The organism is Enterococcus sp. AZ194, assembly GCF_051713825.1.
GTDB lineage: Bacteria > Bacillota > Bacilli > Lactobacillales > Enterococcaceae > Enterococcus_K.
The window spans coordinates 1,805,001-1,819,138 of sequence record NZ_JBIOQR010000001.1 but is presented as its reverse complement, the minus strand read 5'-3'; the positions used below and the strand labels follow the sequence as shown (position 1 = coordinate 1,819,138).

The following is a 14,138-nucleotide window of genomic DNA, read 5'->3' as shown; positions in this document are numbered from 1 at the left end:
AATGTACTATCCTTATATAAGAGGAAAACAATTTGATTTGTTGGCCTTAAACGAAGCGATAAACCGTGGCTTCCTCTCAAGAAAGATTCAGCCGATTATTGAGCCGGTGCGGGATTCAGCGACAATCAAAAAAACGATTCATTTATTTCAAAAAAAAGACCGACCACTCTATGTGATTGAAAATCCTCAAGTCGGTCAATATAAGCTGTTTGAAGAGCCTATTCACACGTGGCAGTTTCAAGAGGGAAATGCAGTACAGCCAGCTCGAATTGTCACAAGCGAAAACGCATTGGAATCCTTAGAGAGGTTGGCGCCATTGTACTTATTTGACGACAATCAACCACTGCGTGCACCTAGTGAGTTACAAAAATTTGCTGAGTTGGATGGAAAGAAACTGATTCCCGACCAGAGCCGATTTCGTATTTGGTTCCCAGAAAATAAAATCATTTTAACAGATGCGTTTCATCACCCTGAGAGAAGTAGTGATTATTACACAAAGTCTGATGATTTTTATTCGGATAATCATTTATATTTTAAAGAAGATGGTTATTCTGGATTTTCAGATTATACAATTGATGAGCGTATTTATCAGGATAAAGGATTTCCAAGTCCAGTGATCACCTTACATATTACCTACTTTGATGCATATGGTAACATACGCATCAAGCATTTTTATTCAGACAGTAATGATACGTGGGGAAATCAAGCAGGAAAGTTTTTTGAAGCGCTAGAAAAACTGGCATCTTGGATACAAAAGAATGCAGATCAGCTGCTTCTTACAGAAGGACTACGAGAGTTACTTGCGTATCGTGTCACGCAAAAGTTCCCTGGTTTAGGTAGCATAAAAAAATGGAGTCTACTGCATCATTTAGAGCTAATTAGTGCGTATTTGGATAAAGGGGATTGTTGGAAAGAAGACTCAGTGAAACGCTAAGACTAGTTTAATAGATAACTTTAATTGCTACCGCTCACTAGAAATATTTGCTATAATTTTGAGAAATATAAAGAGGAGATACGGAGGAGTCAGATGGAAATAAAGATAAGAAAATCTGAAAAAAAAGATTGTGAAGCGATTATGCGAATTATCGAGCAAGCAACAAAATTTTTGGGTGAACAAGGCTCGCCACAATGGCAAAATGGTTATGGACCGACACAAAAAATGATTCTTAAAGATATTGAGAAAGATGAGAGTTATGTCTTGTTAGCTGATCAGAAGATTGTCGGAACGGCCGCACTCGTTTCTGGTGTGGATCCAGTCTACACAGCAATCAAGGAAGGAGCTTGGAAGGAGTCGAACACCACTTACTTATCGATTCATCGAGTTGCAATTGATGGGAATATTCGTGGAAAGGGCTTGGCCAAACAGTTATTGAGCTTACTTATCTCAGAAGCAATTGAAAAGGGAATCCGAGATATCCGAATTGATACTTTTCCTGAAAATACACTTATGGAAAAAGCTATCTTTAGTAGTGGCTTTGCTTATCAAGGAGAGATAGAATTTCCTATCCCACACGGGGAAAGAAAAGCCTATCAATTTATTCACCAATAGAGATTGAAGAGATCGAAGTGGTTTTTACGTAGTCCTTCAATTCTTAAGGTGTTTCACCTTTAGAGATTGATGAGATCGGAGTCTTTTTGCGTAGTCCTTCAATTCTTAAGGTGTTTCACCTTTAGAGATTGATGAGATCGGAGTCTTTTTGCGCAGTCCTTCAATTCTTAAGGTATCTCACCTTTAGAGATTGATGAGATCGGAGTCTTTTTGCGCAGTCCTTCAATTCTTAAGGTGTTTCACCTTTAGAGATTGATGAGATCGAAGTGGTTTTTACGTAGTCCTTCAATTCTTAAGGTGTTTCACCTTTAGAGATTGATGAGATCGGAGTCTTTTTGCGCAGTCCTTCAATTCTTAAGGTGTCTCACCTTTAGAGATTGATGAGATCGGAGTCTTTTTGCGCAGTCCTTCAATTCTTAAGGTGTTTCACCTTTAGAGATTGATGAGATCGAAGTGGTTTTTACGTAGTGCAGAGTTAAACACTTCTGTCCCAACCTCACTCTCATTTTTTAAGTCTAGCGTTTCTTTGTGTGATGATCGTTTGAAACTCTTTAGTTAGTGCCTCGACTGACTGTTCTGCATCTAAAAAGATGGCTTCAGGAATGGCTAAGAGGTCATCTTTTTCTTTTAAATCCTTCTCAAATAGCTCTCTACGTTTGGCCATTTCTTCAGAGGACTCGCCTCGTAAACGGAGTCGTTCGGTCATGGTTTTCTTTGAAATAGTTAAGAATACAGGAATCATTCGCTCACCATAAAGGTTACGTAGACGCCAGAAACCAGCAGAAGTAAGGACATCATAACAATCGCCAACACGCATTTTTTCTTCCAATGTTTCTTTAGTCACACCGTAATAATGATGACCATAAGAATCGTACTCAGCAAATTTATTTTCTTTAATCATTTGCTTAAACTGATTTTCTGAGACAAAATAATAGTCCCGTTTATCACGTTCCCCGATACGAATCGAGCGAGTTGTATAAGAGATCACTTTTTGTGATTTGTTAAAGAGAGCATTTGCGAGAGTTGTTTTACCTGAACCACTTGGGCCGATAAATAGATAACATAAGGTAGTCAAAAAAATTTCTCCCATCTTGTAGTTGTTTTCTTGTTAATTAGTATAACGCATTTTCTCCATAGGACCAAAAAGACAATTTAAAGCAGGCGATTGTTGTGAATTGAATAAAGCAAGGTCGTCCTTGGTCAAACAATTATTCTGTTAATAGAAAAAAAGATTTACAAAACCTACGTTAATAAGCTACTATTAAAGTATCTAAAAATTTTTTAAATGAAGGTAGGGGATGACTTTTATTTGAGGTTTTTAGAGAAATTAATGATCTTTTTTGGACATATGTATAGCTTGAAAGTTTATAGGGGTGTAACCTTTCAGTGTTCTATTGTATAGTTTGTCAATTTAGATGGCACAAATCGGATCATTTTATAATGGGGAGGGGAAATATATGTATTTATGGGATTTAGATATAAATACCTATTTTATTGAGAAAAAAGAACGGGAGATTACTTCTGAGAGAGAACAATTTTTAGTTAACAAATTCAAACGGATATCAAAAAAAGTAACGCAGCTTATGTCAGCCATCACGCCCAGTAACTGTGTGGACAGCTTAAAAATGATTATCAAAGAAGAAGGAAAATTAAACCTCTGTTTGTTCTACTTGACTGAGGATGAATTTGATACTGAGGATAGCCAGTTACTAGAGCTTGATCGTCGAATTGAAAAAGATTATATGGATTATCTTGCCTTTATTGATTCGAAAACGCAATTTGATTGTGATCAGTTTCTGCTACTAAACAACATCATTGCAGAAAAAAACAATGAAAAAGAAGCACAATTAATACAATAGTACGTTTCTAATCAGCGAAAGTGATTTTTTTCGAAGCTAACTCATCATTACATAAACAAATCTAAAGAACGATATACGAAGGATAGAAGGTAGCTTTGTTCATATTTGAATAACTGCTTTCTATTTTTTTCTCGCAAGTGGAATTCGTTTGCGTATTCTAATTTGAGGAGGATGTGTTAGCGAAATATAGGTGCTAAAAGAACATGGCCAAAAAAGATAGGGCGTTTGTTGAATAAATTAAAGCATATTTTTGCTGGTTAGAGCTGCCAATTTATATAAAGTCATTGATATTTATTTGTTTTGCAAAAAAAAAAATGTGATTTTTGGCAAAAAAACTATTTTTGGTAGGATAAATTGTGTTATTATATATAAAGGAGAACCGTATTTAAAAGGAGGACTATTTTAAATGACCAAGCGTAATAGCATGAGATTCAAACAATCCATAGCTGTTTTTAGTGCAGTAGCCATTGTCTTTACTCAATCTGCACCAGCATTTGCCAATGTTGATAACCTAACAGATAATATAAATCAAAGTAGCACAGAACAAAACGAAACAAATGTTTCAGAAGCAGAACAAGCGACAGATGTACCAGTTGACACGCCAATTGATGTTCCAACGAGTACTGAAGCGCCAGATCCTGCGCCTGTTGAACCTACTGAGCCAAGTTCACAAGAACCAGAAGCGCCAGTTGAGGATACTTCAACAGCACCAAGTGACTCAGAGGCACCTAGTGAAAGCTCTAGTACGTCAGATTCGTCTACAACTGAGACCGAAACAGGAGGAACAACAGATTCTTCTTCTTCAGATTCGAGCTCGACATCAAGCTCTAGCTCAACATCAAGCTCTAGCTCAACATCTAGTTCAAGTTCAACATCTAGTTCAAGTTCTAGCTCAACTGGCTCAAGCTCAACTTCTAATTCAAGCTCAAGTAGCTCAAGCTCAACAGGAACAACGGACACGACTAGACCAAGCTCGTCAGATAATACTCATTCAACTCCTTCTAATGGAGCGGATCAACCAGCCTCAAATCCAGTGGCTGGCTCAGAAGGAAATTCAATATTAGATAGCTCTTTACAAGTGGATAGCCTAACAAATTCAGATTTGAATGGTTATGAATTGCCTTTGTTGAACTCATTAGAGAACACAAAGATGGCGGCAGTGATTGCTGAATCTCTAAAACAATTAAATAAACCATATGAAAAAGATGCTAAAGGACCAGACTCTTTTGATAATGTTGCATTCACAGACTATATTTACAATGAATTATTTACAACTTCAATTGGTCAAACATTTGAAGAGCAAGTAGAGTTTGGAACAAAGATTGCAGCAGCAACAGCTAAACCAGGGGACTTACTTTTTTGGGAAAAAGATGGAGAGATTACAAAAGTAGGAATCTATCTTGGTGAACAAAAAGTGATTTTCGTGGATGCAGACTCTGCCAAAGAAGAAGATAAAAAAGTGAAGATTGGCACTGTTGTTATTACGAATGAAGAAACAAAAGGTGAGGCTCTGCCTGCATATGCAGTTGATGTGCTAAAAAATCTAAAACTAAATAGCTATGGCGAAAAAGTTGTCAAAACTTATGCAGCAACTTTAACGTTTGCGAAAAATCCATCAACCGAAAACTTTGTTGAAGTCATCGGTGAAGATGCTAGAAAATTAGGCCTTCAATATGATGTTTTTGCCTCTGTTATGATTGCTCAAGCTATTTTAGAAAGTGGTTCAGGTAGCAGCGGTTTAGCGAGTGCACCACACTACAATTTATTTGGAATCAAAGGTTCATTTAATGGCCAATCTGCTGTATATACCACAAATGAAGATGATGGAAACGGGAATTTATATGAGATTAAATCAGCATTTAGAAGCTACTCAAGCTACCGTGATTCTTTATCTGATTATGTGAAGTTAATTCGTGGTGGGATTTCTGGAAATAGCCAATTCTATAAAGGTGTTTGGCGTTCAGAAGCGAAAAATTATCTACAAGCGACAGCCGCTCTAACAGGAAAATATGCGACAGATACACAATACAGCAACAAATTGAACTCAATTATTGCAGCTTATAATTTAACTCGTTTTGATGAGCCAGATGAGAACGCAAAATCAGGAACGCAAACAAGTATGATTATTCAAGCGCGTGATCAAATTCCAACAGCTTATAGAGAAAAAATGATTTATCCAGATTTTGATGGTGTAAATTACAACAAATCAGGTTCATACCCAGTGGGTCAATGTACTTGGTATGTTTACAATCGTTTCGCGCAATTAGGAAAAACGGTTGATGACTTTATGGGTAATGGTGGAGAATGGGGCGCTAAAGGGGCTGCATTGGGCTACAAAGTAACAAGTGAACCAACTGTAGGATATGCGGTTAGCTTCCACCCAGGTGTTGCTGGTTCAAGTGAAATATATGGCCACGTAGCGTTTGTTGAAGCAATTTTAGCAGATGGAATCTTGATTTCGGAAGGTAATGTTGTGAGTCCTGATGTAGTTTCGTATCGTGTAATTCCAATGTCACTTGCTAAATCTAGTCAAGTTGACTACATTGCACCAAAATAACTTTAAAAAAATACTAGGAGTCACTTTTTCACTAGATGATCCTAATAAATAGGAAAAGTCTGTCATTTTTTGACAGACTTTTCTCATTATTGGATGGTTTCTTTTGGAGAGAGATGAACTACTTTTGGATCTGTCGAAAAGGCGTGTTGATTGAGTAGTTGATTTGTCAGGAAAAACATAAAAAAATGACGAATAATGGTTGTTTCAAGAAGCAACAATTGCTATTATTAAAACGTAAAGGACGGTGCCGAATGAATAAACGTTTGAAAAAGAAAAAGGCTTATAAAAAGTATATTCGAGATATTTTCATCGGATACGAAACAATGTTGGAGAACCCTTCATTAGATGAGCTAATATTTCAGTATTTGAATGAAGAAACAATTCTAAAAAGAGACGATAAAAGACAAATTCGTTTTATTACACATGATAGAGACTAGTTTTCTAGTCTTTTTTTTGTTTCATGAAATTTTTTAATTAAATTTCAAAAAAAGGTTTGACATTATTTGTTGAATCATGTAAATTATAAATCAATAAGAAATATAAATTTCCAGTGAGAAGGAAAGTACATTTTATTAATTTTAAAGAGAGACTCTGGGTGGTGCGAAGAGTTATTGCGATAAGATGGAAAATGGCCTTTGAGGATGATTGTCGATAAGTAGGCAGTTTCGGATAGCTCTCCGTTATCAAGAGCACCAATTAAAAAGTTGGGTTTAAGGAAAGCCATGGCTTTCAAAAAAAGGTGGTACCGCGAGCAATCGTCCTTTTATCAGTTGATACTGATAAAAGGATTTTTTTTATATAAAAATACGTAGATACGGAAAGTATTTAGTCCAAAGAATTCTAAAGAGAGCCCTGGTAGCTGAAAAAGGGTAGTTCTTACACTAAAGAAAATGGCCGTTGAGTATTCATCCCAAACAATTTTGTTGTAAGGCGATGACGACTGCATTCGTTAACATGCTAGAGTATGAAGTACTTGAAGAGGGACTTTCTGTGAAGGAGGTCTAAAAAGAGGTGGTAACACGCAAAAGCGTCCTCAAGCTGATGAATAATCGTCAGCTTGAGGACGCTTTTTGTTTGCATAACTAAAGAGAGAATAAGGAGTGGGACAGATGATTGAACTAACTAATATTGATATTGTTTTTCATCAAAAGAAACAGAAAATTGAAGCTGTTAAAAATGTTTCTCTAAAAGTAGCTAAACAAGATGTTTTTGGGATTGTTGGTTATTCTGGGGCAGGGAAAAGTTCGTTAGTCCGAGTAATCAATTATTTGCAAAAGCCAACAAATGGTAAAGTGGTGATTGATGGCGTTGATTTGGGGCAATTAACACCAAAAGAATTAAGAAATAAACGGAAGAAGATTGGTATGATCTTTCAACATTTTAATTTAATGAATGCTCGAACTATTTTTGATAATGTTGATTTTTCATTAAAATACTCCGGAAAATCAAAACAAGAGCGGACAGAAAAAGTCACTCAATTATTGGAGTTAGTTGGTTTATCTGATAAAAAAGAAGCTTATCCTAGTCAATTGTCAGGTGGGCAAAAACAACGCGTTGCCATTGCTAGAGCGTTAGCAAATGATCCGGAAATTCTATTGTGTGATGAAGCAACAAGTGCTCTTGATCCCAAAACGACTATTCAGATTTTAGATTTATTGCGCAAATTAAATCAAGAGTTAGGTTTAACAATTGTGCTGATTACTCATGAGATGCAAGTTGTAAAAGAAATTTGTAACAAAGTGGCGGTAATGGAAGAGGGACAAATTATTGAACAGAATGATAGTATCTCAATCTTTAGTCATCCAAAAGAAGAATTGACAAAAGATTTTATCCGAACTGCAACACACGTTGATCAAGCACTAGAGACGATTTTGAGTCATCCGACGTTAGCAAATCTTGGGTCAAATGAGTTGTTGATTGAGTTTTCATATGTGGGCGAACAAACCAGTGAACCTTTACTTTCTAAGTTATATAGTCAATATCAAGTAACGACTAATATCCTTTATGGAAATGTGGAAATTATCCAAAACACGCCAATAGGTAGTCTAATTGTCATCTTAAAAGGGGAAGCCCATCAGCGGATGAAGGCTTTGGATTATTTGCATAGTCAACGAGTTAAAACAACCATTATCAAACGAAGTGAATCAAATGAATCAATTCATGAGTGAACTAGGAAAGATGGGATAAATTCTTGCTAAAATTGAGGGGATAAGTATAAAAATATGGAAATTTATCGTATTTGAACGAGTCACGATGTTCTGCTCAGCTCTTTCACAAAAGAAGACGCACTCAAATAAGCGTAAGGCTTAAAAAAATTTTTTTAAGTAAAAATGCTAACCAGCGTATTTATATTGTGCTTTGAGGTGGATCACCATCATGGCCGCTGTTAACCACAGCGTGAGACGACTGCGTGTTCGAACGCCACTCGCTTCAATCCCGCAGTCTCGTAGGAGTTGCTTATTGATTCTTTCGATGTTTGTTCGTTGCTTCATGATTGTACGCCATTGTTTTGAATCTCGCGGAACCTCCGTAAAGAATCTGGGGTTATCATCGGTCTTTGTATAAACCGTTCGTCCATAAGGTGAGGAAGAACAAGGTTTCTCTAACGGACATTTGATGCACTTCTTCATTTTTGCTGGACAACGGAATTTTGCTCGACTGCGCTTTGTTTCACGCCCGTCGTACGTCATTTCGAGGCCACCCTCACAAATAGGAATACCGTTTGAATTGATTTCGACTTGTTTGTATGTAAACGTGCCTTCCTTTCGATTATTCAATGCGATAAAGGCTGGAATTTTCCATTCCTTCAGTAAATGATAGGTTTCATAGTTGTCAGATGCGGAATCAGATAAAAAACCTTTCATCTTGAATTCTGGACAAAGGTCACGAAACTCCGCTAGACCAATAAGCGCAGACACGCTATCGTGACGCTTGGCACTGACCATTCGTAAATACAGGGGTAAATCAAGTTTTCGTTCGGCATTATAAGTGGAGAGTAGATAGGCATTGTAGCCATAAAAGTAGCGTTCTTTTGAACTTTCCCAGCCCCATGTGGCATTAGGATCTGAATAACGTTTTGGGCAGTCGCACTGGAAGATTCCTTGTTTCCGACAATCGCAAACAACCGTGCCATAAGCAGATGCCCCAGTATAGACGCAGGTACCGTCTCCTGATACGTATAGCTCTGGATCAAGTAAGCCGTAACTAACAGAGGTATCGATACTAACAAGCTTAAAGAGCTTTTGTAAGAAGCGGTCGGGTCGATACAAGGTGAAGGTTCCTTTGCGTGCAATGTCGGCCATGCGTTGCGTCCAAGTTTTCTTAGACTCAGGCATCTTTTCGTTTTTCTTATATTTTTCTGTTGGCTTTTGCGCGCGTTTCTTTCTTAAAATCGATTTTTCATTCGTCGGCATTAAGCGACGACTAAGCTCATAAAAAGAAGGTAGTGTTGGAATCGACTCTTTATCGATACCAATGATTACGCGATACACGATGCGATTATTTAGTCGATACAAAGCGGTCTCCCAAGAAATTTTCTCATAGGCACATAGAATCATTGTGCGCAAAATTTCGATTTGAACGAGGGCTGGACGCCCAGTATGAGAATAAAGTGAAGCAAGCAGTTCATGTGCTGCATCAAAATTTAGGTGTCGAAACAGTTCAATCGTCTCCTGGTATTCACCCTTTGCTTCTGGAGTGACGTGAGGGAGTAATCTTTCTTGTGTGGAGAGATAGTCTAGGTGTGTTTGAAGTTGTTTTAACATAAAAAGTCCTACTTTCAGTGAGATACAGGGGTTTAGGTCTGTTCTCGCTGATTATGTAGGCGATTAAAAAAAGTCAAGCAATACCCCTTGGATTTCAAAGAAACATTTGAGGGGAGTTAAAAAAAGTGGGGGGGAATTCTTTTCGTTGAGAATTTGGAACCCACGAACAATGAGCATCTAGAGTTTCCTAGATGACTTTTCATGTATTAGGAGGGAAAACGAATGGATCAGTTTATTAAAACGTATTTACCTAATGTGAGTGAAATTCCTGATGAGTTCATAAAAGCTACAGGAGAAACGTTATTTATGACAGCTTGGACGTCATTAATAGCAGGTGTCTTAGGGATTTTACTAGGAGTTACACTTGTTGCGATTGGCCCACGAGGAATACTAGAAAATCGCTGGATTTACAATATATTGGATAAAATTATCAACACCATTCGTTCCATTCCATTCATCATTATGTTGCCGCTTTTTGCAGCGTTAACTCTCTTTTTAGTTGGAACGAGGATTGGAGCTGTCGCCGCATTAGTTCCGTTAGTTATCGGCATTATTCCATTTTACGCACGGCAGATTGAAAATGCCTTACTTGAAGTTGATCATGGCATTATTGAAGCCGCTCAAGCAATGGGAACCAGCCCATTAGGAATCATTTTCCGTATTTACCTTGTCGAAGGATTTTCTAGCATCGTGAGAGTTTCAGCTGTGACAATTATCAACGTGATTGGATTAACTGCCATGGCTGGAGCAGTTGGTGCGGGTGGACTTGGGAACCTTGCAATATCAAGAGGGTATAATCGTTTTCAAACGGATGTCACATTAGTTGCGACACTACTCATTTTATTATTAGTCTTTATTAGTCAATTTATTAGCAATTTAATTATTCGAAAAACAACACATTAAAATAAGATTAGGAGAGAATTGATATGAAAAAATTAGGAAAAGTTATTGTGGCAGCACTCGCGGTGTTTATTTTTACAGGATGCGGTAGTACATCTAAATCTGAAGCAAAAGAAGAAAATTCTAACAAAGTGGTTAAACTAGGTATTATTGGAGCAGATACAGATGTTTGGGATAGTGTAAAGGAGCGTCTGTCAAAAGAAGGAATCGAGCTAGAGTATGTTCAGTTCAGTGATTACAACCAACCAAACGCAGCATTAGCAGATGGTTCGATTGATTTGAACTCATTTCAGCATCAATTTTTCTTAGATAATTATAACGAAGAGCACGGTACAGATCTTGTTTCAATTGGAAATACAGTCAATGCGCCTTTAGGAATTTATTCCAACAAAATAAAAGATTTGGCCAAACTAAAACAAGGAGCCGGAGTTTCAATACCCAATGATGTCACCAATGGCGGACGTGCACTACGCTTGTTAGAAACAGCAGGAGTAATTACGCTTGCCTCTGATAGTGGACAAGCACCGACTGTTTCAGATATTACAGAAAATAAAAAAGAGTTGAAAATAAATGAGTTAGATGCTTCACAGACAGCAAGAAGTTTAGATGATGTTGATATTGCAGTTATAAATAGTGGCGTGGCAGTTGACTCAGGACTCGTACCAAAAGAAGATGCTATCTATTTAGAACCAGTTAATGATGATGCTAGACCTTATGTCAATATCATTGTTGCTCGTAAAGAAGATCAGGAAAATAAAACTTACCAAAAAGTAGTTGAGACGTATCAAACAGAGGAAACAGAGAAAGTAATTGAAGAAACTTCAAAAGGCTCAAGCATTCCTGCATGGAAAGAATTTGGGGAGAAATAGGAGGAATTATATATGACAACAGAAACGAAAGTAGATCAACTAATTATTGAAGAGGAGTTGTCTGCAGTTGAAGCTGAAGTGATTGCTTTACGTAGACATTTTCATCAGTATCCTGAAGCGAGTCTGAAGGAGTACAAAACAATAGCCAAAATTAAAGAAGAACTTGATAAAATTGGCTTAAGTTATGAGTCAGTTGGCGAAACAGGAGCTATTGCGACGCTCAAAGGAAAAAAAGGAACAGGAAAAACATTAGTTCTGCGAGCAGATATTGATGCGTTAGAATTAGAAGACAAGACAACAAAGGAATACACATCAAAAAATGCTGGTTTAAACCATGCATGTGGGCACGATGGTCATGCAGCGGCCTTGTTGGGGGCCACAAAAGTGTTAAGTAATTTGGCAGACCATTTTTACGGCACGATTAAATTTGCTTTTCAACAAGCAGAAGAAATTGGTGCGGGTGCGAAACAATTTGTTCAAGGGGGCTTTCTAGAAGATGTGGACCAAGTGTTTGGTCTACATTTGGATTCTAGCGTTGAAGTAGGGAAGTTGGTAGCCACGCCAGGCGCCACCAATGCTTCTTGCGATATTTTCAAAATTGAAATTGATGGATTGAGTAGTCATGTAGCACAACCACAATCTGGAAGAGATGCATTGGTTGCGGCTGCAGCTGTTGTGACAGAGCTTCAAACAATTGTCGCGCGCGAAGTTAATCCATTAGATCCTGTTGTTGTCGGAATTGGTGTGCTTAGAGCTGGGACGCGTTATAACATTGTTGCCAATCATGCAGTCATTGAAGGAACGGTTAGGAGTTTCAGTTTTGAAACAAGAGAGTTCGTCTTAAAGCGAGTTGAAGAAATTGCAAGAGAAATAGCGAATGCTCATCGAACAGAAGTGTCAACCTTTGAAAGGTATGATGCAGCAGCTCCGCTTATTAATGAAAAATCTGCTACGCTACTGGCACAACAAGTAGCTTCGGAAATTGTTGGTATTGAGAATGTTATAACGGATAATCCTAAGAGCTTGGGGGCAGATGATTTTGCTGACTTTTTAGTAGAAGCACCTGGGATTTATGGGCGAGTTGGAACGCGAAATCTTAACAATAAAGAGACACAATATGGTCATCACCATGAAAAATTTGACATTGATGAGCGAGGCCTTGCTTTAGCTACTGCTTACCATGTAGGCTATGCATTCTCGTATTTGAATGGACGAGCTGAAGAATCGTAGAGGAAAATAAGCTATACGGTTGAAATAAAAAGCAATTGCTCTTTGTTAAGAGACTGTTTGATAGTTAATTAAAATATATTATATAGAACAAAGTGAATAAATGCTGGATGATAATTAGAACTATAGAAACTTCATTTTAGTCGGTTATGAGATGAGAGTAAGAGGGTTTGAGGCTAGTTTTAGCTCACTCTCTCTTATCTTTTTTATGAGGTAGAAATAAAGATGAAATATTTTTGTAAAAATAATGAAAATTGTTCTTGACGTATGGAGAAATAGCTGTTATTCTAATTGAGTTGCTGAAACAGGTAATTAACTTTCTGAAAAGCAGTTGAAAAACTTTTGTAAAAAAAGGTTGACATTCACTTGTCTAACTGATAGGATATAAAAGTTGCTGAAACAGCAATTGTAGACCTTTGAAAACTGAACAAAGTAAGACAAACCAAATGTGTAGTGTGTACTTGATTAGTCAAGTCACAAACATTTAACAAGCAAGCAATATGCTAGCAAACAAATTGAGCTTAACAATCTTATGATTGTTCTAACTTTTATTATGAGAGTTTGATCCTGGCTCAGGACGAACGCTGGCGGCGTGCCTAATACATGCAAGTCGAACGCTTTTTCTTTCACCGGAGCTTGCTCCACCGAAAGAAAAAGAGTGGCGGACGGGTGAGTAACACGTGGGTAACCTGCCCATCAGAAGGGGATAACACTTGGAAACAGGTGCTAATACCGTATAACAATTGGAACCGCATGGTTCTAATTTGAAAGACGCTTTCGGGTGTCACTGATGGATGGACCCGCGGTGCATTAGCTAGTTGGTGAGGTAACGGCTCACCAAGGCCACGATGCATAGCCGACCTGAGAGGGTGATCGGCCACACTGGGACTGAGACACGGCCCAGACTCCTACGGGAGGCAGCAGTAGGGAATCTTCGGCAATGGACGAAAGTCTGACCGAGCAACGCCGCGTGAGTGAAGAAGGTTTTCGGATCGTAAAACTCTGTTGTTAGAGAAGAACAAGGATGAGAGTAACTGTTCATCCCTTGACGGTATCTAACCAGAAAGCCACGGCTAACTACGTGCCAGCAGCCGCGGTAATACGTAGGTGGCAAGCGTTGTCCGGATTTATTGGGCGTAAAGCGAGCGCAGGCGGTTTCTTAAGTCTGATGTGAAAGCCCCCGGCTCAACCGGGGAGGGTCATTGGAAACTGGGAGACTTGAGTGCAGAAGAGGAGAGTGGAATTCCATGTGTAGCGGTGAAATGCGTAGATATATGGAGGAACACCAGTGGCGAAGGCGACTCTCTGGTCTGTAACTGACGCTGAGGCTCGAAAGCGTGGGGAGCAAACAGGATTAGATACCCTGGTAGTCCACGCCGTAAACGATGAGTGCTAAGTGTTGGAGGGTTTCCG

11 protein-coding genes, 1 rRNA gene and 2 other annotated features (1 of these 14 only partly in view) are annotated in these 14,138 nt (G+C 38.3%); of the genes, 10 read left to right on the top strand and 2 right to left on the bottom strand.

Features of this window, described 5'->3' with window-relative positions; genetic code table 11:
- The first annotated feature begins 1 nt into the window (after position 1).
- A complete protein-coding gene (locus IGI37_RS08455) occupies positions 2 to 934 on the top strand; it encodes a sce7725 family protein (RefSeq protein ID WP_438761159.1) in 933 nt (310 codons plus the stop codon).
- A gap of 93 nt (positions 935 to 1,027) precedes the next feature.
- A complete protein-coding gene (locus tag IGI37_RS08450; protein ID WP_438761158.1) occupies positions 1,028 to 1,549 on the top strand; it encodes a GNAT family N-acetyltransferase in 522 nt (173 codons plus the stop codon).
- Positions 1,550 to 2,051: 502 nt separating this feature from the next.
- Here IGI37_RS08450 and IGI37_RS08445 read toward each other — a convergent pair.
- The gene (locus IGI37_RS08445; RefSeq protein WP_438761157.1) at positions 2,052 to 2,624 is read right to left on the bottom strand and encodes a guanylate kinase; all 573 of its coding nucleotides are present in this window, start codon (positions 2,622 to 2,624) and stop codon (positions 2,052 to 2,054) included.
- 382 nt (positions 2,625 to 3,006) lie between these two features.
- Between IGI37_RS08445 and IGI37_RS08440 the strand changes: the two genes are divergently transcribed.
- From IGI37_RS08440 to IGI37_RS08425, 4 genes are all read left to right on the top strand, one after another.
- Entirely contained in the window at positions 3,007 to 3,408 is a 402-nt protein-coding gene (locus IGI37_RS08440) for a hypothetical protein (RefSeq protein ID WP_438761156.1), read from the top strand.
- A 406-nt stretch (positions 3,409 to 3,814) separates the two neighbouring features.
- Complete coding sequence (locus IGI37_RS08435; RefSeq protein WP_438761155.1) at positions 3,815 to 5,965, top strand: glucosaminidase domain-containing protein; 2,151 nt, start codon at positions 3,815 to 3,817, stop codon at positions 5,963 to 5,965.
- Between the two features lie 251 nt (positions 5,966 to 6,216).
- Positions 6,217 to 6,402, top strand: coding sequence for a hypothetical protein (locus IGI37_RS08430; RefSeq protein WP_438761154.1), 186 nt, complete (start codon positions 6,217 to 6,219; stop codon positions 6,400 to 6,402).
- 104 nt (positions 6,403 to 6,506) lie between these two features.
- Positions 6,507 to 6,731 (top strand) — a binding site (T-box leader).
- Between the two features lie 34 nt (positions 6,732 to 6,765).
- Positions 6,766 to 7,003, top strand: a binding site (T-box leader).
- A gap of 71 nt (positions 7,004 to 7,074) precedes the next feature.
- A complete protein-coding gene (locus IGI37_RS08425) occupies positions 7,075 to 8,133 on the top strand; it encodes a methionine ABC transporter ATP-binding protein (protein WP_438761153.1) in 1,059 nt (352 codons plus the stop codon).
- A 165-nt stretch (positions 8,134 to 8,298) separates the two neighbouring features.
- Here the strand turns inward: IGI37_RS08425 and IGI37_RS08420 are convergent, their stop codons facing one another.
- Entirely contained in the window at positions 8,299 to 9,729 is a 1,431-nt protein-coding gene (locus IGI37_RS08420) for a transposase (protein WP_438761152.1), read from the bottom strand.
- Between the two features lie 222 nt (positions 9,730 to 9,951).
- Between IGI37_RS08420 and IGI37_RS08415 the strand changes: the two genes are divergently transcribed.
- The 4 genes from IGI37_RS08415 to IGI37_RS08400 form a co-directional block, all read left to right on the top strand.
- On the top strand, positions 9,952 to 10,632 hold the full coding sequence (locus IGI37_RS08415) for a methionine ABC transporter permease (RefSeq protein WP_438761151.1): 681 nt from the start codon (positions 9,952 to 9,954) through the stop codon (positions 10,630 to 10,632).
- Positions 10,633 to 10,655: 23 nt separating this feature from the next.
- A complete protein-coding gene (locus tag IGI37_RS08410; protein WP_438761150.1) occupies positions 10,656 to 11,498 on the top strand; it encodes a MetQ/NlpA family ABC transporter substrate-binding protein in 843 nt (280 codons plus the stop codon).
- 12 nt (positions 11,499 to 11,510) lie between these two features.
- A complete protein-coding gene (locus tag IGI37_RS08405; protein ID WP_438761149.1) occupies positions 11,511 to 12,728 on the top strand; it encodes an amidohydrolase in 1,218 nt (405 codons plus the stop codon).
- A 546-nt stretch (positions 12,729 to 13,274) separates the two neighbouring features.
- A 16S ribosomal RNA gene (locus IGI37_RS08400) occupies positions 13,275 to 14,138 on the top strand; it runs 696 nt beyond the window's last position.